The organism is Halobacillus sp. A1, from assembly GCF_024189295.1.
In the GTDB taxonomy this organism is placed as follows: domain Bacteria; phylum Bacillota; class Bacilli; order Bacillales; family Halobacillaceae; genus Halobacillus_A.
In genome coordinates, this window is sequence record NZ_JAIZEN010000020.1 from 20,197 (window position 1) to 44,572 (window position 24,376).

Annotated in this window: 22 protein-coding genes; 16 read left to right on the forward strand and 6 right to left on the reverse strand. The window is 38.6% G+C overall.

Features of this window, described 5'->3' with window-relative positions; genetic code table 11:
• Positions 1-316: 316 nt before the first annotated feature.
• Genes LF817_RS16395 through LF817_RS16405 form a run of 3 tightly spaced genes read left to right on the forward strand, consistent with a single transcriptional unit; the run spans position 317 to position 7,766 of the window.
• Positions 317-3,682: an AAA domain-containing protein gene (locus LF817_RS16395; RefSeq protein WP_253936893.1), complete on the forward strand. Its 3,366-nt coding sequence runs from the start codon at positions 317-319 to the stop codon at positions 3,680-3,682.
• Positions 3,683-3,702: 20 nt separating this feature from the next.
• A complete protein-coding gene (locus tag LF817_RS16400; RefSeq protein WP_253936894.1) occupies positions 3,703-5,319 on the forward strand; it encodes a hypothetical protein in 1,617 nt (538 codons plus the stop codon).
• The gene (locus tag LF817_RS16405; protein WP_253936895.1) at positions 5,316-7,766 is read left to right on the forward strand and encodes a synaptonemal complex protein 1; all 2,451 of its coding nucleotides are present in this window, start codon (positions 5,316-5,318) and stop codon (positions 7,764-7,766) included. The genes LF817_RS16400 and LF817_RS16405 overlap by 4 nt, the downstream gene beginning before the upstream one ends.
• Positions 7,767-7,832: 66 nt before the next feature.
• Here the strand turns inward: LF817_RS16405 and LF817_RS16410 are convergent, their stop codons facing one another.
• Both LF817_RS16410 and LF817_RS16415 read right to left on the reverse strand, forming a co-directional pair.
• Complete coding sequence (locus LF817_RS16410) at positions 7,833-8,639, reverse strand: hypothetical protein (protein ID WP_253936896.1); 807 nt, start codon at positions 8,637-8,639, stop codon at positions 7,833-7,835.
• Complete coding sequence (locus tag LF817_RS16415) at positions 8,626-9,198, reverse strand: YcjF family protein (RefSeq protein WP_253936897.1); 573 nt, start codon at positions 9,196-9,198, stop codon at positions 8,626-8,628. The genes LF817_RS16410 and LF817_RS16415 overlap by 14 nt, the downstream gene beginning before the upstream one ends.
• A 203-nt stretch (positions 9,199-9,401) precedes the next feature.
• Here LF817_RS16415 and LF817_RS16420 point away from each other — a divergent pair, with 203 nt between their 5' ends.
• The 4 genes from LF817_RS16420 to LF817_RS16435 all read left to right on the forward strand — a co-directional run bounded on the left by LF817_RS16420 (position 9,402) and on the right by LF817_RS16435 (position 12,766).
• Positions 9,402-9,590, forward strand: coding sequence for a hypothetical protein (locus LF817_RS16420; RefSeq protein ID WP_253936898.1), 189 nt, complete (start codon positions 9,402-9,404; stop codon positions 9,588-9,590).
• Between the two features lie 57 nt (positions 9,591-9,647).
• Entirely contained in the window at positions 9,648-11,348 is a 1,701-nt protein-coding gene (locus tag LF817_RS16425; RefSeq protein WP_253936899.1) for a M3 family oligoendopeptidase, read from the forward strand.
• 140 nt (positions 11,349-11,488) lie between these two features.
• On the forward strand, positions 11,489-11,659 hold the full coding sequence (locus LF817_RS16430; RefSeq protein ID WP_253936900.1) for a carbon storage regulator: 171 nt from the start codon (positions 11,489-11,491) through the stop codon (positions 11,657-11,659).
• Between the two features lie 63 nt (positions 11,660-11,722).
• Positions 11,723-12,766: a flagellin N-terminal helical domain-containing protein gene (locus tag LF817_RS16435; RefSeq protein WP_253936901.1), complete on the forward strand. Its 1,044-nt coding sequence runs from the start codon at positions 11,723-11,725 to the stop codon at positions 12,764-12,766.
• A gap of 141 nt (positions 12,767-12,907) precedes the next feature.
• On the opposite strand, the gene LF817_RS16440 is transcribed toward LF817_RS16435, so the two are convergent.
• The 4 genes from LF817_RS16440 to LF817_RS16455 form a co-directional block, all read right to left on the reverse strand.
• Positions 12,908-13,117 (reverse strand): hypothetical protein, encoded by a 210-nt coding sequence (locus LF817_RS16440; RefSeq protein ID WP_253936902.1) that lies wholly within the window; start codon positions 13,115-13,117, stop codon positions 12,908-12,910.
• A gap of 166 nt (positions 13,118-13,283) precedes the next feature.
• A complete protein-coding gene (locus LF817_RS16445) occupies positions 13,284-13,790 on the reverse strand; it encodes a DUF3221 domain-containing protein (RefSeq protein ID WP_253936903.1) in 507 nt (168 codons plus the stop codon).
• A 38-nt stretch (positions 13,791-13,828) separates the two neighbouring features.
• Positions 13,829-15,553 (reverse strand): ABC transporter ATP-binding protein, encoded by a 1,725-nt coding sequence (locus LF817_RS16450; RefSeq protein ID WP_253936904.1) that lies wholly within the window; start codon positions 15,551-15,553, stop codon positions 13,829-13,831.
• Entirely contained in the window at positions 15,546-16,268 is a 723-nt protein-coding gene (locus LF817_RS16455; RefSeq protein WP_253936905.1) for a CBS domain-containing protein, read from the reverse strand. The genes LF817_RS16450 and LF817_RS16455 overlap by 8 nt, the downstream gene beginning before the upstream one ends.
• 285 nt (positions 16,269-16,553) lie before the next feature.
• Between LF817_RS16455 and LF817_RS16460 the strand changes: the two genes are divergently transcribed.
• The 9 genes from LF817_RS16460 (at position 16,554) to LF817_RS16500 (ending at position 24,205) form a co-directional block, all read left to right on the forward strand.
• Entirely contained in the window at positions 16,554-16,883 is a 330-nt protein-coding gene (locus LF817_RS16460) for a helix-turn-helix domain-containing protein (RefSeq protein ID WP_253936906.1), read from the forward strand.
• A 160-nt stretch (positions 16,884-17,043) separates the two neighbouring features.
• On the forward strand, positions 17,044-17,817 hold the full coding sequence (locus LF817_RS16465; RefSeq protein ID WP_253936907.1) for a tyrosine-protein phosphatase: 774 nt from the start codon (positions 17,044-17,046) through the stop codon (positions 17,815-17,817).
• A gap of 293 nt (positions 17,818-18,110) precedes the next feature.
• Complete coding sequence (locus tag LF817_RS16470; RefSeq protein WP_253936908.1) at positions 18,111-18,443, forward strand: helix-turn-helix domain-containing protein; 333 nt, start codon at positions 18,111-18,113, stop codon at positions 18,441-18,443.
• Positions 18,444-18,569: 126 nt separating this feature from the next.
• Positions 18,570-19,337, forward strand: a complete 768-nt coding sequence (locus LF817_RS16475; RefSeq protein WP_253936909.1) for a tyrosine-protein phosphatase — start codon at positions 18,570-18,572, stop codon at positions 19,335-19,337.
• Positions 19,338-19,614: 277 nt separating this feature from the next.
• Positions 19,615-20,385: a tyrosine-protein phosphatase gene (locus tag LF817_RS16480; protein WP_253936910.1), complete on the forward strand. Its 771-nt coding sequence runs from the start codon at positions 19,615-19,617 to the stop codon at positions 20,383-20,385.
• Positions 20,386-20,437: 52 nt separating this feature from the next.
• Positions 20,438-21,109: a sugar transferase gene (locus tag LF817_RS16485; protein ID WP_253936911.1), complete on the forward strand. Its 672-nt coding sequence runs from the start codon at positions 20,438-20,440 to the stop codon at positions 21,107-21,109.
• A 14-nt stretch (positions 21,110-21,123) separates the two neighbouring features.
• Positions 21,124-22,080: an NAD-dependent epimerase/dehydratase family protein gene (locus LF817_RS16490; protein WP_253936912.1), complete on the forward strand. Its 957-nt coding sequence runs from the start codon at positions 21,124-21,126 to the stop codon at positions 22,078-22,080.
• Positions 22,081-22,121: 41 nt separating this feature from the next.
• The gene (gene galU / locus LF817_RS16495; RefSeq protein ID WP_253936913.1) at positions 22,122-23,000 is read left to right on the forward strand and encodes a UTP--glucose-1-phosphate uridylyltransferase GalU; all 879 of its coding nucleotides are present in this window, start codon (positions 22,122-22,124) and stop codon (positions 22,998-23,000) included.
• 368 nt (positions 23,001-23,368) lie between these two features.
• Positions 23,369-24,205 carry a glycosyltransferase gene (locus LF817_RS16500; protein ID WP_253936914.1) on the forward strand — a complete coding sequence of 279 codons (837 nt, stop codon included), beginning with the start codon at positions 23,369-23,371 and terminating at the stop codon, positions 24,203-24,205.
• Positions 24,206-24,376 lie beyond the last annotated feature (171 nt).

Consider the following 24,376-nt stretch of genomic DNA (forward strand, 5'->3'; position numbering starts at 1 on the left):
CATTAAAATAAAAACCTATGGCTGGAAATTCGAAATAAATTAATGACTGCACTCATTTCAATTTTATGGATAATAGGAGGAAGGAATAAAGTAAGCAACCTAGGTAATTATGATAAGAGACTTCTCAAAAGGAGATTTAACTATTGAGGAGCTTTTTACATTTGTTGTGCTACATTCAGGTGTGCTTTTGTTAGATTTGAACCATTCTTTTCTTTACAAGTGTATTATAAAGAAAAAAACCAAAAATAATCCAATATTACCAAAAAATACGGTATAATATGACTATGTTTATATAACACCTAGAGGAGTTGGGGGAATGAACCTTTATTATCACGCTCTATACGAAGACCCTAGAATTGCCACTAATATGGTTAATGCTGTATCGGATAACTTAAGTAAGTTTGATAGGTATTTAAATCTCGCAATTAAGTCATTAAAAGATAAGAAACATATAAAAGCTCGTTGGGATAAAGTAGAGGATCCAACTGTTTTAAACTTTAAACCACTGGTTTATGAAATTACTGTATCTTCATCGACTGAAATAGAAGTTTATATGGAAGAAAGATACTTAGAGTTAGAGGTAACAAACTCAGTTCCATTTGACCCTTCCCAGGGCATTAGACTTGATAATAATTGGGTCCCAATATTACCTGAGCAGTTTAAGTTAATTACACTTTCAAACAACAAGTACTTAATTAGTTTAAATGATTGGAGTATATATAAAGGCGAGAAATCGGCTTTAACAATTGATGGGAGTATAGCAAAGGTATCTGAGTTCGATATTAAGTGGTTAAGTCAAAAAGACAAACATGTTGACATTACAAGTCTAAGGTATGACCAATTACGGGAGTGCTATTCCTTTACTATAAAAGGCGATGTTGATGATGATGAGGATTTACTCGTAAGTGGTCTTTTTATCGATCAAAACAATTGGTGTATCGTCAGTTCCAATGTTGAAGAATATAAGAATGAAAAGGGCCAACTCTTACCTATAAAGGCGAAAGAAGTTAATAAGTTTTATATCGACAAGTCATTCCCTAAACCTCTAGAAGTGTACCAGGGCTCATCAAAGATAAACTATACAATTCGAGATCCTAAAGTTCCTAACCAATTGGGTAATGGAGAGGAAGAAATACATGTAGATTCTGATAGAGGTATTTTTACTACTCTAGGGAATACAAGTTTTTTAAAAAATGGATACGAAGAAATTCATCCCTTACTTGGTATCCCTTTATTTAGGGTTAATATACAAACCAAAAAAGTAACGAAGAATGGCCATGGAAAACTTGCTATTCGTTTAAGAGATGAAGATGATGAAAGTGAGTTCTTATCAAAGTCAAACATTGATTATTTTTTTGATCAAGATGTTGATGAATTAGAAGGCATTATCAATAGACAATTAATTAAGTTGCAAATCGTTCCTCCTAGTAATGAGGATGAACGGATTTTATATGTTAAAAGTGCATTTAACAAGGGGAGTTTTACATATGAAGATATTCCCGAAGTATTATCAATTCGAGTGAATACTTATCAGTTGGAAATGCAAATTAAATCTCTTCAAAAGCTTAGGAATAAGCCTTTACATGAGCATGAAGCACTAATAAAACTTTCACAAAAAAAATCAATGAGTCAAGTATGGCCGGACAGTAAATTAGAGGAAATAGAGACTTGGTGTGTATTAACCGATTCAGATCGAGAAGGAATTGAGTCGCAAAGAAATTTTGTGAAGAAGGCCATATCAACTCCTGACTTTGCCTTACTAGAAGGACCTCCAGGATCCGGAAAGACCACTACAATTCTAGAATTAATCTTGCAGTTAGTGAAGCAAGGGAAACGCATTTTACTCTGTGGGTCAACCCACGTTGCGATAGATAATGTATTAGAACGCCTCAAAGTAAATAAGTTGATGGATGGAATTTCGCCTCTTCGTATTGGAGATATGGGTTCTGTTAAAGAAAGTGTTCAAGAATTTTGTATTAATAATTATACAGGACATGAGTATGACCGTTTAATGATTGAGTCCTCTAATTTAGTTTGTGGAACAACAATTGGGATTCTCAAGCATCCATTATTCAATCTACAGAGCGACGAGCCCCCTGTTCCCTATTATGATTACTTAATTATTGATGAATCAAGTAAAACTACCTTCCAAGAATTCCTTATACCAGCTCTTTATACAAAGAAATGGGTATTAGTTGGTGATATTAAGCAACTCCCGCCATTTAATGACCGAGAGCAGATTATAGCAGGTATTGATGATAACGATAAGTTAAAGCCACCACTTAAAAGGGCTGCATTATTAATTTACCAGTACATTTATAACTTTAAAGTGAAGATGCCAGTTTGTATTGTTGAGTCTGAAGAAGTTATTAAGGAAGTACAGAAAGAGTTAATTGCAACAAAAACTGAAGACATAAAAAAAAGGATTGCCGTCATTGATAAAGAGTTTCTAAGCGATTCAGATGCTTTTGCGTCTATTTCTGAAGAGAATATTCAAAGGCAAGACCACATTTTATGGGGATTAAATGGGATAAATGTAATTTTCGTTAACGAAAAGATATTTAATCAAATTGAACTTTATATTCCGACAAATATGGTCGTGCTATCACAACACTGGGAAGATTCAGATCATCGTTATCAAGTAAATGCTTATTATGATGAGTATCCAAAGAACCTCAACAAAGCCCTTGAATTTACATGGAAGCATAATCGTCACAGAGATAAACTTCCAATTGATTTCTTATATGAACAGCAGAAATTTTTAAAAGAACGAAGTTGGTCATCTGAGTATGGCTGGCGTTTAGTTCGCATGTTCGAACTCGAAAATGTTGAGAATTCTAATACTAGAGAAAACTATAAGAAACAACTCGAGTTACTTGCACCGAAGTCTGCATCAGCATATAGCTTAAGTGCAATTAAAAACGTTAGTGACATTGCCCTCCCTTCTATATTACAAGCGCTTCAAGATGGTGTTGGAAAGAATAGAGAAAAGTCATTAGTGACAACTTTAAACTCTGGATTCAATGAGAAGGAGAAGTCGAGTCGCTTTGTTACTTTAGACTATCAACATCGTATGCATCCAGATATATCAGATTTCCCAAGGAAGCAATTCTACAATGAAACGTCACTATTAAATTCAAAGTTTGTCACACTCAAAAGACAATGGACTTATGATCGCTATCAATCTCGATCTATATGGTTAGATGTTAATGGAAAAATGAAAAGGTCTTCGAATGAAGCTGAAGTGAAGGCGATTATGAAAGAGTTACAACATTTTATAAGTTGGGCAAAATACCAATTTAATGAGGATCACGAAAAAGGTAGATGGGAAGTTGCCTGTTTGTCTTTCTATAATGGTCAACGAAAGCTGTTCGCAGAAAAGTTGAAAAAACTTTCAGGACAAACTAATAAAATATCAAACTTTCAGGTTGGCAATGTAGATATTAAGAACTACACCGTTGATAAATTTCAAGGGCAAGAAGCTGATATTACCTTCTTGTCTATGGTAAGAACAGAAAGAGGGATGGGATTCATGGATAACCCTAACCGTTTAAATGTAGGGATAACTAGGGCTAAATATCAAAGAGTAATTGTAGGTAAATATCACTATTTCTTAAACAATAACCGATCTGAACAACTTCAGGTACTTCCTAGAGAATCTGTACGTTTTACGAATTACTAACTTAGATAGGAGGTTCGGAAATGAGATTAACTCTTCGTAGGAAAGGACAAGTCAAATCATTTGAATCTATATTAACAATTGAATCGATGGTATCTAACCGACAAGATATAGTTGAGTTGGTGAAATTTATTAAGACAAATGGTGGCTTGGCGAACGAAACCCTTCTTCAATCCAAAATGGGCGAAGGAGTTCCAAAAATTTACATTAGTGGCATATTAAATCATCTTAAATCGATAGGGTTGCTAAACCCAAATGGCGAGCTATCTACAAGAGGATCTCGTATAGCTTCAACAGGATTAGTACCTGTTGAAGGGAGAGGACAATTTGCCATTTATTTTATTGAGGATGAGATTTTGAATCACTTAGTACTCTACCATGAACGAAGTAAAAACTTTAATAAAAGCGGTGGAACAAAATTAGATAGTGATCCTTTTGTGGGTAATTCTTATAGGTCTGTTATAGATTCTGCAGAATTTAAAATAAAGCATTTCGAATCAAAAAATCAATCCGCTTATCTAAATCAAGATAGCGGGATTTATGAGTTAGTTTGGGAAATTGATGTAGACCAGACTGTACATTCTAAAATTTATTTATCAGGCGAATTAAAATCCGTATCCAGAAACATTTTAAGGTATAGATCTCATGAATTAGAAGGAATGAATGATCGTACTACCTCAAAGTTAGTATATAAGCTAATTGAAGATCATAAACAAGAAGGAATGCGGTGGAATGATGTCACAGAATGTCTGGAAGTTCCTTTAGATGGTCTTAGTAAGGAACAGTATGAAAATTTAAGTCTATCCCTAAATATCCCGAGTCTTTCAATAAAAGGGTTAGGGGAATTTGAAGCAACAAAAATTCATTCGATTGCGATTGGCCCTAAACATGATCAAGATGCAAAAAAGTGGATCCTCTTATTGGTAGAGAAGTTTTTGGAGAATGGATATAAAAGCAGTCACGAGATACTCGGTTATCTTGATGAGTTGAGACAACATCGAGCTTTTATTAACTATCAATACATTCTTGACACAATTAAGATTGATGAATTGGCAAGAGAAGTAAAAGAACGAAAAAACTATAATTCATATTGGAATATACAAGCACCACTTGATTTATTCATGGATGTAGATGAACGATTTATTGTACGTAATAGAAGAGTGGACATTACCCCTGGAAAAGAACTATCAATGATGGAACTTGTTCAAGAAATAGTTCATGTTGAGAAACCTGAAACGCTTGTTTTTTCTTCTAAATTTGTGAAAAATCCCGCTCAGATTAAGAAGTTCATCTTATTTGTAGAATCCTTTAGATCCAAAGGAGTAAAAGATGTTTTATTAGTTACTAAGGAACCTGTTGAGTTAAATGATAATACCATTCAACTCAAGTTGTATGACGACGTGTATTCAGGAGTTATTCAGCCGCATGATCGTTATTTTGCTTACCAATCTGAGGGGGGTTGGCATCGATTTAAAATGACTGCTGAATTAGATCAATGTAGGTATAGGAGCTTATTAAACGTGGACATTCATACAAAAGGTGTTTGGCAGGATATTAGTTTTATGGAGGTTACGCCTGAAATATTTCCGGTGAAATTAAATGACAAACTTAGTGAAATTGAGGGGGTTCATCATCTGTGACTACGGACACCAGCTATATAAAACATTTTGAACAAAAACTTTCAAACAGCCAATTAACTTTGGAAAATATATGGGAAAGGCTTAACGAATCAAAGGTCTTTGTTCAATATGAACCACTTAAACAGACAGTAATTAGTAAGCTCCGAGATGCAGAGGAACTAGTTTGTATATGCAGCAGCAACAAAATACCTAAAGAAATACTACAAGAGATCCCAAAACTATCGAAAAGGGGAGTTAGGGTTTATATTCTCACAAGTTCCTATGAAGAATTTTATCAAGATTTCATTAGTGAAAAAGCTATTCTGCGAGTTGATACTAATGTTACGGGTTTCATGATTATGATAGACCCTAAACCTAAACTCGAAACTAAAAGTGGATATCTTGCAGGTGCCAATGGATTAGATGTAGAAGGTGGATTAGGGTATTTAGGAGCTTTTAATGGTGAACAGCTAAAGGAAGCATATCACTATTTTATTTGGAGGTTTTGGAATGCTTCAGAAGAGTATAGAGGCTATCGTGAGGCTAACACTGCGTCACTTCGCTCACCATTTGACATCTATCCTTTAATAGATCCTGATAGCTTTTTCTATAACGGTTGGGAGCAAGAGTATCTGTCGGAACGGATAAAGAGTGTTATTGAATCGGCGAATTTTGAACTGCATATAGGCATTTCCAACTATAGAGAGTATAACGATCTTATCCCTCTAGTTGTTAGTAAGGCCAGACTTGGTGTGAAAGTATCGGTTTATACAGACTTGGCAATTGATCATTCTTTTATAAAAGAGTTTGAAGACGTTGAAGGTATTCAATTTTATTCAATGAAGTCTTTTGATAGTTTTTTTGTTCTTGCGGATCAGCAAAAAGGAATTCTACTAAGTGGAAATCAATCAAAGCAATATGAAACAGGGATAGCGTTAAGCCCAAAGGGTGTAGGAGACTTAAGAAGTCGCTTAAAAGCTAGTAAAAGTGAGTTATGGATTTTTAGGAATCAAACAACTTTAGATCAAGTTTCAGGTTCTAAGGTTATCTTTGAGGGGTTTAAACAAAATTTAGAAGAAAAGAATATAAAGGAGTCAGAAGTTGTCGATTATGGGACAATTGAAGTAGCGAACCTTCGTAATTATTTTGAAGGTATTATTAAACCGGAATTAAATCAAGACAAAGTATTAGCACGAACAATTATCCATAAATGGAGAATTTCTCCTAAGATGCTAGACCCAAAAGCTAAGATTGACCCACTATATGCTAAGTGGGAAAAGGAAAAGGATAAGTTTATCAAATATTTGGAGCAAGTAGTTGAATATGCAGAAATGGTTAGTAATGAACGAAAAACGGTTTTTGCATCTTTACTTGGAAGATTTTTTCAAAAAGATGATTCAACTGACATTGACCAGATTAAAAAGGAATTAGAAGCGGCTTTATCTGAAATTAAATTAGGCGTGTATAACTGGCAGGAAACAAAGACACTTGTTGAAACTATTAAATCTTATTCAAATAGCTTGCTACAACAACAATTTGAACTACATGAAAAACAAGAATACTATGAGAAAAAAGAATTGTGGGAAAAAGAAAATAAGGAACTTAGTAAAGAACGGAAGCAACTTGACGTTGCTATCGATCAGAAGAAAGAAGAAATAGCTTTAATTGAATCTCAATTAACTGAAGTGGGACCTGAAGCAGCAAAACACCTAAAAGAACTAGAGAAAGAAATTATGCATTTGGAAGAAGAAATTGTAACAACCGAATTAGAAAACGAAGAATTGATTTATTTTAAACAAATAGAGCAGAAAATCTTGGATATATGTGCGGATCTAGATGATCGGATCAAAAAGTTTGGTTCATTAAAAAAGAAAGAAAAAAGAAATTACTACAATAATAAAGTTAAGCCTGGCTTAATAGAGAATTTCGAAGATCTTGGGGAAATAGAGTTATTCAATCAAATGATGGAAAATAATATTTCAGATTCAAAAGAAATAATGAAGTATATTATGAAAGAATTAGCTACTAATTCTAAATTCAGGGTAGATACTGATGAAGATCAGGAAGCAATTCTTATACAATATGAGCAAAACAAAACGGAAAAAATTGGACTAGAGAATAAAGTGAAAGCTATTCAGCAGCAAAATCAATTTGGAAAGAAAGATGTGCAAAAAAAACTTCAACAAACGCAAAAAGAATTGAACAAGTTGGAACATGAATTACAAAAGGTCGAGAAAAAACAGGAGAGAATAGGAAATGAGTTTTCATTTACACCTTCAAAAAGGCAAGATTTTAAGATTCCTTTTTCAACGAATTTCTCACTAAACTTTCCTAATGAAGACTTACCAAAGACTGGAACCCTATATCATATAGGGAATACAAGACAATTAGCCATAAAAAAACAAGAAGAAATCGCAATTGGGGAGCTTGAATCGGATCGACTAAATGCTGAATTAGTTCTAAGTTAAAAAACGCAATATAAAAACAGTCATTACCATCAATAGTATTGACTGTTTTTATATTGCGTTTTTCAGCTAACTTGAATAAGTATTTTTAACACTTATACCTAACTTGAGAAAAAGTAAGGCACCAGCAACTATGTTAATGCCAGGAATAGATAGCGCAGCAATTATAATTGTAACCTTTGATAATTTAGCACCACAATAAATAGTCATAAATTGAACATAGGTTTTTTTATCAATTTGTTTTTTTATGTAACGCTTAGTTAATGAAGCTCCAATCAATGCTATAGACCATGCAGATAAGTAAGGGATATAACCCCAAAGACTTTGGTCTTCTAATAATTGATCAACTGTATATTCTACATCAGCTGTGAGTTGTTCATTTGTTATACCGGAAGACTTGACGCCCATTTTCTCAGCGAGTTCCTCAGTTAGTATAACCTGGTCTGCACCTACACCTTCAATTGCATCATTGGCATATGAAGTGGAATCAGTTGCTTTTAATTGAAAGCTTGTAGAAGTTCCATCATCATTATTTACCACAATGTCATAATCCTCATGGTTTGTATCTTCAAACATGAATGCTTGTACCGTGTCCCCATTATCATTTTCAGCTTCTACATAATAGATTTCATGGGCAATTCCCTTAACGTTTGAAGCCAGACCAGGCAATTGGTCTTCATCTAACGATTGAACATAGCTATGCAAATCATCTAAATTTGCATCTTGTAAGCTAGAATTACTTTTTTTAAGTGCCTCTATTACGTACCCATGCTGTTCCATATCTATATCTTTTCCTTGAGTATAGAAGTGGCCCAGTGCGGTGGCGATTCCAATCTCATCCCAGTTTTTTTTGATAACCCTTTTAACCTTTGTCATTAAGGTCCTCCATTTGCTTTTTTACATCATCATTTGAAATGTTTTTCCCGGTCTTTTTACCCAATTTGAATGCATTAATTATATCACTTTTACTCGGCTCTCTTCCCTTAGCTTTTTCAATGAAATACAGATCTATTGCTTTTCCCAATCCAAATGTAAGTCCAGCAACTAGAGGGATTGTCATTAATCCACCTATCCCAGGCAATCCTATTTTGTAAAGGCCGATAGCTGTTTGTTGTGCTGCAAATCCCCCGCCAATTACCCCGCCAATATACTTTATAACCTCTTTTACACTTTCTTCTTTTAGATTAATGCCCCTAACCTGTGCAATCTTGTGACCCATAAATGCTTGTATGGGTGTCAGAATGAAAATGTCAGCAAATGGTATCGGTTGTATGGCAACAGCAGCGCATAAGATAGATGTGGTTGTAATAATTTTGGTGACTTTTTCATCTGACGTAAGAAGATTATTTTTTTCAATCTCTAAAAACTCTTTTGCTAGTTGAGCTTTATACTTATGGAAAATACTTTGTGCTTCTACTTTCTTTTGGTTCTCCATTATATTCCTCCTTTCCATGTTTCTAATTAATATTATAAGGTATACAACAGTACGATTGTGCCTTAACTCTTGTATTTCTTGTAAATTTATATCTTGTATGTTGAAAAACTAGGGTCCTTCTACATGCTCTATTATTGATCTGCTTTACACTGATTCTTGCCATTTTTTATTATATGGTTGAAAAGAAAAAAGGAGGAAGAACATTGAAAACCTACATCATCCTATTTATCGTCATCATCGCCATGCACGTCATGACATTCGTAAACACCACCATTTTTGACGGAGAATGGAACGGCATCGTATTAATGATCTCTAATGCCCTGTTTCTAATCGCTGCCATATTTTTTGGAACAGAATTTCGAGCGCGCAAACGAGTGGAGGAAAAACAGTAAAGGAATTCTCTTCCTTTTAGCGAATGCTATATATAGGAAGAAAGAGGGGGATTTATTATGAGTTCGATTTACATAGAAAAGCATGATTTGCAGGATACAAAGGCTATTGAAGCGAAGCTTGAGACTTTCGTTCAGCTGCCTTTCCATACGTTAGCCGACGTGGAATCGTGGCTGCTTGAGGTTTCGGATTTTTACGATGAGCTGCGGGAGGCTCTTGATGGGCACTACATCGATTTCCAGGCACATAATCAAGATGAAGAAGCGAAGCGGGCGTTTGAACATGATCAGGAGAAGATTGAGCCGTTAATGAAAACGTACACGGCGAAGCTTGATGATAAGCTGATGAGCTCGCCTTTTAAGGAGCAGCTCGATAAAGATAAATACGGCCGGCTTCTGCGCAGTAAAGAAAATGCGATGGAGCTTTTTCGTGAAGAGAATATTGGACTTGAGGTGGAAGAGGATCGTCTCGCTACCCGTTATTTTGAGCTGACGGGCGGCTTGTCAGCGGACTGGAATGGCGAGGAAAAAACGATTCCGGAGCTGTTTCCTTATTTAGAGGATCCTGACCGCAATGTGAGAAAGTCTGCTTTTGATAAAATCTTTCAAGCGCTGACGACGGTGGAGGATGAGCTGCAGGAGATCATGAGTGAGTTGATGGGGCTACGTGAGAAGAAAGCGGCGAACAGCGGTCTCGCGAATTATCGCGACTATATGTTCAAAAAATATGAGCGCTTTGATTATACGCCGGATGATTGCAAGGAGCTGGCGGCTTCTATACGCCAACATGTCCTGCCTGTAGCTGAAAAAATTGAAAAACAGAAGCAGGAGGAGCTGGGCGTCGAGGTGCTTCGTCCTTATGACCGAAGTGCTGTACCCAAAGGCCGCACGCCTCTGAAACCATTTTCCAAGCGGGATGAGCTTGTCGATCGCACGTCGAAAGCTCTACAACAAATCGATCCCCGTTTCTCTGAATTGATTGATCTAATGGATGACAAAGGAATGCTCGATTTAGAAACGCGTAAAAATAAGTCTCCGGGCGGTTTCTGCACCCCGCTGCCTGTATCCCAGCTTTCCTTTATCTTCATGAATGCTTCCCACACGCACGGTGATATGATGACGCTATTCCACGAAATGGGCCACTGCATTCATAACGATTTGAAGCTGCAGCAGCCGTTAGCCTACGATCGAGAAACGCCGATGGAATCATCTGAGCTCGCCAGCATGACGATGGAGCTGTTTTCGATCGATCAGTGGGATCACTTTTATTCAAAAGAGGAGCAGCGGCAGGCTAAGCTTGATCTGCTGCGCGACATCGTGACGTTCCTGCCAGGCGGGATCCGTGTCGATCAGTTCCAGCACTGGATGTACGAAAATCCGAAGCATACGAAGGAAGAACGGATGGAGAAATTCGCTGCCCTGTCCAAAGAGCTGTCTTCAGGAGTCGTCGATTGGAGCGGCTATGAGGACGCGCGCAGGAAAGAATGGCTGTTCATCCTTCATATCTTTGAAGTACCGTTCTATTATGTGGAGTATGTCATCGCCCAGCTCGGCGCGGTGCAAATGTATAAGCAATACAAAGAAGACCCTGAAGGAACACTGGACCGTTACAAAAAAGCACTGGCGCTCGGCAATACTAAATCATTAGCCGATGTGTACGAAGCGGCCGGCATTCGTTTTGATTTCTCTGGAGAGATGATTCAGGAGTTGATGGATTTTCTACAGAAGGAAATAGAAGAAGTAGAAAATATGCAGGTCTAGCACTATAGAAAAAGCAGTTCCGTAAGTTACGGAGCTGCTTTTTTGTTTTGTAGGATTAGCGAATAAAAATATATTGAAAGATTGCTTTAATTATCCATGATCCAACCGATATAAGATATAACATCAAGGAGGATGGTTAAGTGGCACTTGTAATTGGTAGAAATCCCGGTGAGAAGATCATTGTAGAACATAAAGGAGAAACCCTTGTGATCGAAGCGATCAAGACAGAGGACGGTTTACTAAGAATCGGACTCGAAGCAGCCTCATCATTTAAAATTGCTAGAGAAGAAATTCATGGTAGGAACTCATAACGAGTTTTTATAAATTAAAACGAGCATAAGGACGTGCTCTAAACAAACACGGAGGTAATGATAATGAGAATTAATCACAACGTTGCAGCGTTAAATACACACCGCCAAATGGGCGAAGCAAACAAAGGGCAACAGAACTCTATGGAGAAGCTATCATCAGGTCTTCGCATTAACAAAGCCGGAGACGATGCAGCGGGTCTTGCGATCTCTGAAAAAATGCGTGGACAGATCCGTGGTTTGGATCAGGCGTCTCGTAACTCTCAGGATGGTATTTCTATGATTCAAACGGCTGAGGGTGCTTTGAACGAGACTCATGATATTTTACAGCGTATGCGTGAGTTGTCCGTTCAGTCTGGGAACGATACGAACACGGATACAGATCGTAAAGAACTCCAAAAAGAAGTTGATCAACTATCTGAGGAATTGACTCGTATTTCTGATGACACTGAGTTTAATACACAGAAATTATTAGATGGTGAATTTGAAGGAACTCTTCAAATAGGTTCGAATGAAGATCAAAACATTGATATTTCAATTAAGGATATGGGAGCAGAGGCTCTTGGAGTTGCTGGAACTTTAGAAACTGAAGATCTAAGTTCTAATCCTATTCAAATTGATGGTGAAGAATTCACAGGTGATGCTCTATCAGTGAATGGTAATGTTGCTGCTGTTGATATAGATGGAACTATGTATGCGGTAGACGATGTGGAATTTGATGATTCAGATGCTGATGAAAGCAATCACGAATTTGTTGCTAAAGCAGGAGTCGAAGAATTCGAAGGTACTGCAGGTGACAGCTATGGTGGAATCAATATATCCACTCAAGAGGATGCTAACTCATCGATTGCAACGCTAGATGATGCTATTGAAGATGTATCTGCTGAGCGCTCTAAACTAGGTGCCGTACAAAACCGCCTAGACCACACCATCAACAACCTTGGAACATCTTCTGAAAACCTTACAGCCGCAGAATCACGTATCCGTGACGTAGACATGGCCGAAGAAATGATGAACCAAACGAAGAACTCAATCCTTGGACAAGCATCACAAGCTATGCTGGCTCAAGCAAACCAGCAGCCACAAGGTGTTCTTCAACTTCTACAATAATTAAGCACATAAGAAAAAGCCTGCTATTATTCGCAGGCTTTTTCTTATAATATAACCTTTCAATTTATAACTGCAAAACTGGTTCATGGGCTATTTACAGTTAGAGCTAATTCTCGCGGGAAAACCTAGATAGGACCTAGTTTAAACATCATCTTCCAAAAGGTATTCATAATCGGGGTGACTCGGATGAATATCTACATTTCCGTAATTATCAATTGGAATTACAGGTTTATCAGGCAGGGCGTCCATATCGATGGTAGCAGCAATATCATCTAGCTTTTGTTGTCTGATCATTCGATAGCGATTTTCTACATCTTCTCGAGCTTGTTTCGGGGATTGAGACTTAGGCATGTTTGGTCCTCCTTTTTCACTTAACCAATAAACACGCACTTATTTCTATTCAGTTTATGTGAAAAGTGAGTGAGGTACAAGTTTTTTCCATTATTAAGTAAATGTATTATCACTGCTGCGTTGTAAGCTGAGTCAATCAACCCTTAACCAAAGAAATTATCTCTGGTCAATCATCCTCAACATCCAACTCATAACTCGACCCATCTCTCCCTGGAGTAATCACCGAAACCCTCCACAAATCTTCCCCCACATCAAAAGCAACAGATTCAATAATTCGCACATCCTGCTCAACCTCTTCCAAAGCCCTTCTAATCACTTCATCCTCCGACAAATCTGCTCCCTCAGGCGCTTCCGTGGATTGAACTTCAACTTCCTTAATATCCGCCTGCCCGGGATAGGAGGTTTCCACTCCCTCTTTAACCCACACTTCTACATACTGTCCGATCTCTACGTCGTCAGGAGCATCCGAACCCCAGAGAGCATCATAATAATCGTCTTCTCCGTTTCCATTTGCATCTTCTGGTTCAGGATCAGTGACTAAAATTCGGTCATCTTCTTGATTGGTGACATACCCTTCGATTTCCGGCTTTCCTAAGTCTTCTTGTTCCTCATCGGAAGAACAGCCTCCCAATAAAAAAAGCACAGTAAACAACCCAGCCGTAACGTTCTTCATGAAACCCTCCTAAAGAGTTCTTTAAGTCAATCCTACACTCAAAGCATCTGCTGGTCCACCAACTCCCGGTACCGCTCATTCTCCCGGTACAATTCCTCATGCCTTCCTTGGCCCGTAATCATACCGTCCTCCAACATCAACAGCTGATCCGCATCAACCACCGTCGATAAGCGGTGGGCGATCACTAAAGTCGTGCGGCCTTCCATCAGCGCTCGCAGGGCATCTTGCACAGCAGCTTCGGATTCAGAGTCGAGATTCGACGTCGCTTCATCAAGCAGCAGCACCGAAGGGTCACGAAGCAGGGCGCGGGCGATGGCGATGCGCTGGCGCTGGCCGCCGGAGAGTTTGATGCCGCGTTCTCCGACCCAGGTGTGCATGCCGTCTTCCAGCTGAAGGACGAAATCATAGGCATTCGCCTGGCGCAGCGCGGCCTCGACCTGTACGTTGGCTGGGTTTCCTTTCAGCCCGTAGCAAATATTATCGCGGATCGTGCCGGACATGACCGGACTGTCCTGGGACACGTAACCGATCGATCGCCGCCATTCTTCCAGGCCGATCGACTCAAGATCCATATCGCCGACGGTAATCGTACCGTCTGAGGGTTCATAAAATCTCTCAATCAATGAAAATACCGTCGTTTTCCCGGCTCCGCTCGGCCCGACGAGTGCCACTGTTTCCCCGGGATCGACAGAAAAGCTCAACCCTTTCAAAATCACCCGTTCCGACCCGTGATAGGCGAACGATACGCTTTCAAACCGCAGACCTTCGCCGGTAATGTCGGTGCCTGGCTTCAACCGTTCGACAGGCAACTCATGCAAATATTGAATCCTCTCTGTCGCTCCCATCGCTTTTTGGAACGCGGTAAAAAACGTCGCCATCTGGCTGAACGGCACGATAATCTGAAACACGTAAATGATCACAGCAACCAACGATCCGGCACTTAACGCTCCTGAAGCGACGCGCACGCCGCCATAGCCGATCAGGACGACGAGCACGACCATAATGATTGTCGTGACAAAAGGGGAGATGATCGCCTGGATGCGGGCTTCCTTCAGTCCGTATGTAAACAGCTGTCCGATGCCGCGCGCGCCTTTATCGCTTTCCGCTTCTTCGGCATTGGACGATTTCACGAGCCTGATTTCACTGAGCACGCGTCCGAGGTTGGCACTGAAATCGGCCATTTCATCCTGCAGCTTGCGCGACACCCGGTACATGACGCGTCCTAACGGCATCAGCACGAACAGAGCGACAGGCACCGACGACAGCATGATCAGCGTCATCCGCCAATCGATCGTAAGCAGAATCGCCACAGCCCCGATGATCGTAATGATCCCGGTAATAAACGACACGAGATGGTTCGTGATCAAATTTTTCACCGTTGTCGTATCCTGTGTAATGCGGCTCATCGTCTCGCCCGATTCATGTTCGTCAAAATACGTCACAGGCAGCCGCAGAATATGATTCCACAGTTTTTGCCGGATATGGGCGACGATATGCTCTCCGATGTACGCCAATATATAGTAGGAAAATCCGCCCGACACCGTCTGAATTAAAAACGTCACCGCAAGAAACACAATCAGTCCGGTACTCAGCCCACCGCCGGCCAGCTGATCGACCAAATCACGGGCAAACAGCGGCACGATCAGACTCGCGGCCGTTTCCAGAAGACTGAGCAAAAGCGCGACAGCGACGAGCCACTTCGCCGGCAGCCCCGCTCGTATATAGGAAAAGAACTTTTTAACCGAACGCTTCTGATCACTCATCACCGGACACCCCGGCATCGACTTTAATCAAATCCCAAGCTGTCACAATCCCGAGCGGGGATTCATCGCGGCAGCCGCTTTTCGTCAGCAGCACCGCTTTTAATTTATGGCCGTTCGCATGGCTGCGCTCATATACATCCTCGACCTCAAAGACGGACTCATCCTCGGGCAAAAAGACGGCCTCACGCATCGATTCATCCTCGAGCAGGTCGCTCACTTTCACGCCCTCCATGCATACGGAACCGTCGACAACGTTATGGCTCATCCACCTGACGATCGCCGTGTCCGTCAGCAAGCCGAGAAACAATCCTTGAGGCCCTTCATAAATCGGAAACTGGGACACGCGATGCTCTCGGAACTCTTTCATCACGTCAAGCAGATCCGAGTCTGCATAGAAGAACATCACCGGACAAGACGCAATTTCCATAGCTAACGGAGGTTGGTCAAGCGTCCGTTTAATTTTCTCAAGCTCTTCGACGACCTCCTCGTGGGGGGAAGCGATATAATACCCATCACGCACCCGCTCATGAACGATCGCATTCCGCAGCTTCGCATACTGGCGAAGGGAATCGAAATGCTCCTTGATGATACTGCGGTCCCGCGATCGCTGCAGCAGTTCGACGAAATTATCATTTTTCGGGTAGCCGTTCATTTCCTTCAGCGTCTGATGGATTTGATTGAACGCCATTTCAAAACGCTTCACTAATTCACTCACGACCTTAACACCACCTTTATGATCTACTCATAGTATACCGAAACTCTCCACCACTCACACATGTAAACTATAACGAATCCATCAACCCATTGTAAAAAATCACAGAAATAGAAGAACACCCCTATCAATCGCCCAGCACCCGGATGTTCCTTGTGGATATACTATAGAACGAGTAAAATACGCAGAAAATTGGTAACAATTGCTCACAAAAAATGTCGTGCTTTAAATAGAACGTCTGAACAAAATATGCTACACTCTATATATACAGTGAAAGAAGGTGATAGGATGATCGGTGATCGCATCCAGCACATCAGAAAAAATCGACAATTATCGCTATCAGAGCTAGCCGAACGAGCAGGGGTCGCCAAATCCTATTTGAGCTCCATAGAACGTAATCTCCAATCCAATCCCTCGGTCCAATTCTTAGAAAAAATCTCTAGAGAGCTCGACGTTTCGATGAACTACCTGTTGCATGGAGACAACGCAGAGAAAGATGTTAACTTAGATGACGGTTGGATTGAACTCGTACAGGAAGCTCAGGACTCCGGCATCTCCAAAGAACAATTCCGCGAGTACTTGGAATTCAATAAATGGCGGACGAACAAAAAGAATTAATCGTAAGACGAATCACTTCCACAAACAGGGGAGTGATTTTTTTATGTCCATTCGACAAAAAAACAGAAAAACACGTTCCATTTTATGACAAACAAAAAACCCCTGGGGGTGATACGATGAAAAAAGAAATAGAAATATAAGAAATAAGGGGAGAACGAACGTGATCGATCTACATAGCCACATCCTGCCTGGAGTAGATGACGGGGCACAGTCTTTAGAGGAGAGTATGGCCATGGCTGAAGCAGCTCTGCAGGAAGGCATCGATACCATAATAGCAGCACCAAATCACTTGAACGGATCCTACGTGAATGACAAACCGATCATTTTGAAAAAAGTGAATGACTTACATAATGAACTTCAAAAAAGAAAGATGGGGCTCACCGTGCTGCCCGGACAGCTGACTCGCCTAAACGGAGAGTTACTGGATGACTTAAAAAACGGCACGATCCTCACCATCAACCGGACGAGTCCGTACGTATTGATCGAATTACCAGGAGATCACGTGCCGCAATACACAAACCATCTCCTATTCAACCTGCAGATGGAAGGCTATCAGCCAATTATCGCGAACCCTGAACGGAATGAATATATTCAAAAGCATCCGAACGCCCTCTATACACTCGTGAAAAATGGAGCATACTCCCAAGTGACGGCTGCCAGCCTATGTGGCAGACACGGCAGAGCCGTGCGTAAACTCGCTCACCAGCTGATTGAAGCGAATCTCGTTCATGTCATAGCATCTGACATTCATCAACTTCAGAAAAAGAAAGGCTTTCATATGAAAGAAGCGTACCGCCAAATCGAAAAAGTTCATGGCAGCTCGCACGTGTATTTATTGAAGGAAAATGCGCATTCCATAATAGAAGGACACGCTTTCATTACAAATCCGCCGGAACATGTAATAAAGCGTGAATTATTTTCCAATTTTTTATGATGGTATCGACATAATTCCGCTATTTGTGACAAACAATTAGGCATTTTTTCATAGCGTCGTTGCCGACCGAGAACTAAGTAGCAGGACAAACCTCATGATTATGAACTTCGATGGTGTGCATTATCATGGATTTTGCACAAATGTCATTTCTTTATAAGAAACGATAATTCGATATATTGGAATCATCGTTTGATTGTGATATTATAATAAAAAAGTCTTATGTATTTACCAACTTCTAAGTAGTTTAGCAAACAGAGAGACAGACGCATTAAAAGCAAAAGTAGGTGAAAGCAGTGATTGGTGATCGAATCCAGGCATTAAGAAAAAGCCGAGGGATGTCCATGTCTGAACTCGCGGTCAGGACAGGCTTTGCGAAATCCTATATCAGTTCGATCGAACGCGGTGTCCAGTCCAATCCGTCGATTCACTTCGTAGAGAAGATATCGGAGGTTCTCGGGGTTTCTGTGAACTACATCGTCCTTGGAGAAACAAATAACCCGGATATTCCGCTGGATGATGATTGGGTGGAGTTAGTGCTGGAAGCAATGAACTCTGGTTTATCCAAGCAGCAATTTCGCGAATATCTCGAATTCAATAAATGGCGTCTTCAAAAAGAAGACGAGTAACTATATATAGGTTTACATGATATCTTTAAAAGGATAAATTGAAAGAACCTTTAGACTTATAAGCAGGGAATATAAAAAGAGAACCCTTGCTTTCCAATATATTATCAAGGGAAGGGGCATTAGCAAATGATTGATATTCACAGCCACATTTTACCGGGGGTAGATGATGGTGCACAAACGATGGAAGAAAGCATTGAAATGGCGCAGGCCGCAGTAGAAGAAGGAATTACGACCATTGTCGCAACTCCTCATCATAAGAATGGAGAATACGACAACTACAAGCACGACATTATTATCCAAGTGAACGAGCTTAACCGTGTGCTGAAACAGAAAGGGATTGAGCTCAACGTATTACCTGGACAGGAAACAAGAATGAATGATTCCCTGATTGAAGGCCTTAGAAAAAATGAGGTGCTTACTTTAAATGTCGACAGTACGTATGTATTTGTGGAATTTCCAAATGACCATGTTCCACAATATGCGACGAAATTGTTATACAACCTCCAGCTGGAAGGGTACCAGCCAATCATCGTCCATCCGGAGCGGAACGTAAAAATACAAGAAAACCCCAACATTCTGTATTCCTTCATCAAAAACGGGGCCTTCTCCCAAATTACGGCGTCAAGCATCGCTGGAAAATTCGGCAAAACAGCAGAGAAAGTTTCCCAACAGCTCATTGAAGCCAACTTGACTCACTTGGTTGCTTCGGATGCTCATGACAGTAAACGCCGTACGTTCAATATGAAAAAAGCGTACAGCAAAATAGAAAAGCAGTATGGCTTATCATATGTTTACTTTTTCCAGGAGAATGCGGAATATGCTGTCTCTGGAGATACGTTGGCCAGCGATGAACCTATGCACGTGAAAAAGAAAAAGGTATTTGGCTTATTTTAATAGATAGAAAGAAGAAGGAGCTGATCATCAGCTCCTTCTTTTTTTGATAATGGGTGTAAGCGGATACGCCAAATTACCTATTGAAAACATAAAAAAGTTACAGTAAGTCTAAACGTTGGTATCATCCTATTTATCGTGTAAATTTTACAAAAATAGAGTTAATATAATAAATATTCCCTATAATTGAACGAATAAACCTGATATACTTATACCATTATAAACCATCATAGAGAACGAACTGTGAAAATTTGAAAATATTAGGAGAGGAGCCGGATTATTGATCGACATACATAGCCACATACTCCCAGGGATCGATGATGGAGCTCAGACGATGGATGATAGCATTCTCATGGCGAAAGCCGCAGTTGAAGATGGAATCCATACCATAATCGCCACACCCCACCATAAGAATGGGCAATATGATAACTACAAAACACAAATTATAGAACTCACCGCCGAACTCAACCACCAACTACACATACATCACATTCCATTAACCGTTCTGCCTGGTCAGGAAACACGAATTCACGGAGAGATGGTCGAAGGAATACGCTCGGAAGACATTTTGACCTTGAACAATCAAGGAAGTTATGTTTTCGTCGAATTTCCTTTTGATGCTGTCCCAAGATACGCGAAGCAGCTGCTGTTTGATATCCAGCTGGAAGGCTATCAGCCGATTATCGTCCATCCAGAACGGAATAGACAAATCATCGAACATCCCGACATTCTATACAGTTTAGTGAAAAAAGGAGCATTTACTCAAATTACTGCAGGCAGCGTGACCGGGCAATTTGGCAAGAATGTTCAGAAATTCACCCGCCAGCTAATCGAAGCGAACCAGACCCACCTGATTGCATCTGATGCCCACAACACCGAGAGCCGAGGGTTCTGTATGACAGATGCATATGAGGAAATAAGGGAGAACTATGGGGCATCCATGGTTTATTTGTTTGCGGAGAATGCAGAGTATGTGGTGAATGGGGAAAACTTGGCTTCGGATTCACCGAGTCATATTAAGAAAAAAAGGAAGTTATTTGGAGTTTTTTGATAGATTTTAATTTTATAAAAAAATGTACATATAAAAATAAGGAGTTAAAAAAATGTTAACTAAAGAAGAAAAGTCTAGTAGAATTAATGAAACCTCTATTACAGTAGATAGAGCCTTTTACGAAAATCATATTAATTACAAGGTTCAAATGTATAATCAATTAAAAAATATTATTGATCTTTTCATAGCGATTATCGGATTAATTATTACATCACCGATACTAATTCTAACTGCAATAGCAATTAAAATAGAATCCAAAGGCTCTGTATTTTATGCCCAAGAGAGAGTTGGTATTCATGGAAATACTTTTAAAGTTTTAAAGCTTCGTTCAATGGCTATGGGAGCAGAAAAAAATGGTGCACAATGGGCCACAGATAACGACCCTAGAGTTACGAAGGTAGGCAAGTTTATTAGGAAAACTAGAATAGATGAAATTCCTCAATTTCTTAATATTATTATAGGTGATATGTCTTTAATAGGACCTCGTCCGGAACGACCGATATTCACTGCAGAGTTTAATAGGGAGATACCTGGGTTTGTAAATAGACTATCTGTAAAACCGGGTCTTACGGGATGGGCTCAAGTAAATGGTGGATATGATATTACGCCTAGAGAAAAGTTGCAACTAGATATTGAATACATAAAGAACATGAATCTACTGTTGGATATGAAAATTATTTTATTAACAATAAAAACTGTGCTAACTGGAAACGGAGCAAGATAGGGAGTGTTCATAATATGGAAAAAGTACTTGTAACTGGTGGATGTGGATTTATTGGATCTCACATAGTGGAAAACCTTGTTGAATTGGGTTACAAAGTAACGGTTATTGATGATTTAAGTTCAGGGGATTTAGACTACATTGATGAAACAAATGTGAAATTTTATAAACAAGATGTAGCCAATTCAGAAGTAATAGAAATAATTGAAAATGAGGCACCTGATTATATTATTCATCAGGCTGCGCAGGTAAGTGTATCTAAATCAATATTAGACATTAATAAAGATAGTAAAATTAATATCCAAGGGTCAGTAAATCTCATAAAAGCAGCTGCACAGAGCAATGTTAAAAAAATAGTTTTTGCTTCTTCTGCAGCGGTATACGGGAACCCTGAAAAATTACCAGTAGAGATAGACCATTCAATAAACCCGCTATCACCTTATGGATTGTCTAAATATACAGTGGAACGGTATTTAAAGCTTGCTAAAGATTATTATAACGTTAACTATTCAATATTACGGTATAGCAATGTGTTTGGGCCAAGACAAGACGCAATCGGTGAGGGTGGAGTAGTAGCAATATTTGCTGATCGAATGATTAATAATTTGGATATATCCATTCATGGGGATGGGGAGCAAACAAGAGATTTTGTATTTGTGAAAGATGTTGCAGATGCTAACGTTAAGGCTTTATATAGAGGTGATAATTCCATCTTTAATGTATCTTCAGGAGAAAGGATTTCTGTAAATGAACTTTTTAATTCTATGAAAGAAGCTAGCCACTACAGTAGAAAAGCAATTTATTCTGCTCGAAGACTAGGTGATATAGAACATAGCATGTTGGATAATGAACAAACTATCGCTAATTTAAATTGGAACATCAATTATTCTATCAAACAAGGAATTGAAGAAACTGTTGATTTTTATAAATCTACTAGCTTGTCTAGTGAAAATAGCGTACAGTTTCAAAAGTGAAAAAGCATTAATTATAGATGATTAGAGATGGAGGATTTAACGTGAGTAAAATCAAAAAAGCAATTATTCCTGCTGCAGGGTTAGGAACTCGTTTTTTACCTGCGACTAAAGCAATGCCAAAAGAAATGCTTCCAATAGTAGACAAGCCTACAATTCAATATATTGTAGAAGAAGCAATTGAATCAGGGATTGAAGATATCATAATCGTTACTGGTAAAGGTAAGCGTGCGATTGAAGACCACTTTGATAATAATTTCGAACTAGAAGATAATTTAATGAAAAAGGAGAAGTTTGACTTACTAGAAAAAGTCAATGAAACGTCAAACGTTGATATTCATTATATCCGTCAAAAGGAACCAAAAGGGCTGGGACATGCTGTATGGAGCGCGCGTAAATTCATCGGTAACGAACCATTTGCAGTGCTTTTAGGTGATGACATTGTAGAATCAGAAACACCTTGTTTAAAACAATTAATAGACCAGCATGATGAAACCGGTTCTTCTATTATAGGCGTTCAGCAAGTAGAGGATAACCAAACTCATCGATATGGTATCATCGACCCTTCTGATAAAAATGATCGTCTCTATCAAGTGAATACTTTTGTTGAGAAGCCGAAGCGAGGTACGGCGCCATCTAATTTGGCAATTATGGGACGGTATGTACTTAACCCTGAAATTTTCAATTTTCTAGAAGAGCATAAAACAGGAGCTGGTGGTGAGATTCAGTTAACGGATGCTATCCAAGCATTAAATCAACTGCAAAACGTATTTGCTTATGACTTTGCCGGAACTCGTTATGATGTGGGTGAAAAATTTGGTTTCATTAAAACCACGATTGAATTCGCTTTGAAGAATAAAGAAATTGGTGGGGAAGTCGAAGAATTGCTAGAATCTCTTGTTAAAAGTAAAGCTATTAAATAATTTAATTAGAAAGCTTTAAAATTCAGTCAATCAAAACATCTATAAGTCGTCAAAACATGAAATATACAAGTTACCATGCTGAATTTTTTAATAAGTTGTTAGTGGTTTATAACTATATTTTTATTATTCTAAAAACAAAGTATAGTTTAATAAGTAATAGCGGGATGGTTAATTGGTTTGTTGACATTAATAAAAAAATTTAAGACTATGGGCTAGTAAGCTATATTGAATTATGGGAATGAAATTAAGAGGAATAATAAAGTGCGTTTTTAGGGGCGGGTTATGAAAAGAATCTATTTACATTTAAGATTATTTATAAAGGGTGTAGTTTTAAACATTTCATATTTAAAACTGAGAGAGAGAAAGGTATGAATAAAATAAAATATAGTGTTCTAATGTCAGTTTATAATGGAGAAAATGAAGGTTTCTTAAAATCTAGTATCGAAAGTATGTTTAAACAAACCCAGATGCCAGATGAAATTGTAATAGTAGTAGATGGCCCTATCAATGATAAGTTAATTTCTGTGATTAAATCATATGATTTAAATTACCCCGGTTATTTAACGGTTGTTGAATTAGAAAAGAATGTTGGATTAGGAAAGGCGTTAAATATAGGTTTAACAAGATGTAAAAATGAATTAGTTGCAAGAATGGACACAGACGATATCTCGTTGTCTAATAGATGTGAAAAACAAATTAAAGAATTTATAAAGGATCCAGAGCTATGTATAATTGGTTCTAATATTGATGAATTTTACGATAACCCAAATGAAGTCTTTTCCTCTAGGGTAGTACCTTCTCAATACAAAGAAATATTAAAATTTTCAAAAAGGAGAAATCCTTTTAATCATCCTACCGTAATGTACAAAAAATCCACGGTATTAGACCTAGGTGGGTATGGTGACTTCCGAAGAAATCAAGACTTAGATTTGTTTGTTAGAATTCTACATAATGGACATAAAGCAAAAAATATAAATGAATCGTTATTACTGTTTCGAGCTAATATAGACAATTTGAAAAGAAGAAAAAGTTGGAGGAAATGTACCAGTTATATCGTATTAATATATAATTTTTGGAGAATGGGTCATTCTAGTATTCTAGATCTAATAATAGTATTTATTAGTCAAATTGTAATTCTTATAATGCCAATATGGTTTCTCGAAAGAGTATCAAGCAAATACTTAAGAAAAGAAAAAACAAATTAAAATAATTAAACTTATATAATAGGAGATAGTAAATATATGAAACCAAAATGAATAACTTCTCTTATTAATTACTTTGTGCGTTTTAAAGATTCCACTTTGACCAATTTTTTATTATATCAATTGCAGACAATATTTTTTCATGTGCGCAAGTAATTAGTATGAAGAAGAAAC

Coding starts and splice junctions, on each gene's coding strand:
- LF817_RS16395 (WP_253936893.1), top strand. CDS start 317: ATGAACCTTTATTATCACGCTCTATACGAAGACCCTAGAATTGCCACT.
- LF817_RS16400 (WP_253936894.1), top strand. CDS start 3,703: ATGAGATTAACTCTTCGTAGGAAAGGACAAGTCAAATCATTTGAATCT.
- LF817_RS16410 (WP_253936896.1), bottom strand. CDS start 8,639: ATGACAAAGGTTAAAAGGGTTATCAAAAAAAACTGGGATGAGATTGGA.
- LF817_RS16415 (WP_253936897.1), bottom strand. CDS start 9,198: ATGGAGAACCAAAAGAAAGTAGAAGCACAAAGTATTTTCCATAAGTAT.
- LF817_RS16425 (WP_253936899.1), top strand. CDS start 9,648: ATGAGTTCGATTTACATAGAAAAGCATGATTTGCAGGATACAAAGGCT.
- LF817_RS16435 (WP_253936901.1), top strand. CDS start 11,723: ATGAGAATTAATCACAACGTTGCAGCGTTAAATACACACCGCCAAATG.
- LF817_RS16440 (WP_253936902.1), bottom strand. CDS start 13,117: ATGCCTAAGTCTCAATCCCCGAAACAAGCTCGAGAAGATGTAGAAAAT.
- LF817_RS16445 (WP_253936903.1), bottom strand. CDS start 13,790: ATGAAGAACGTTACGGCTGGGTTGTTTACTGTGCTTTTTTTATTGGGA.
- LF817_RS16450 (WP_253936904.1), bottom strand. CDS start 15,553: ATGAGTGATCAGAAGCGTTCGGTTAAAAAGTTCTTTTCCTATATACGA.
- LF817_RS16460 (WP_253936906.1), top strand. CDS start 16,554: ATGATCGGTGATCGCATCCAGCACATCAGAAAAAATCGACAATTATCG.
- LF817_RS16475 (WP_253936909.1), top strand. CDS start 18,570: ATGATTGATATTCACAGCCACATTTTACCGGGGGTAGATGATGGTGCA.
- LF817_RS16485 (WP_253936911.1), top strand. CDS start 20,438: ATGTTAACTAAAGAAGAAAAGTCTAGTAGAATTAATGAAACCTCTATT.
- LF817_RS16490 (WP_253936912.1), top strand. CDS start 21,124: ATGGAAAAAGTACTTGTAACTGGTGGATGTGGATTTATTGGATCTCAC.
- LF817_RS16500 (WP_253936914.1), top strand. CDS start 23,369: ATGAATAAAATAAAATATAGTGTTCTAATGTCAGTTTATAATGGAGAA.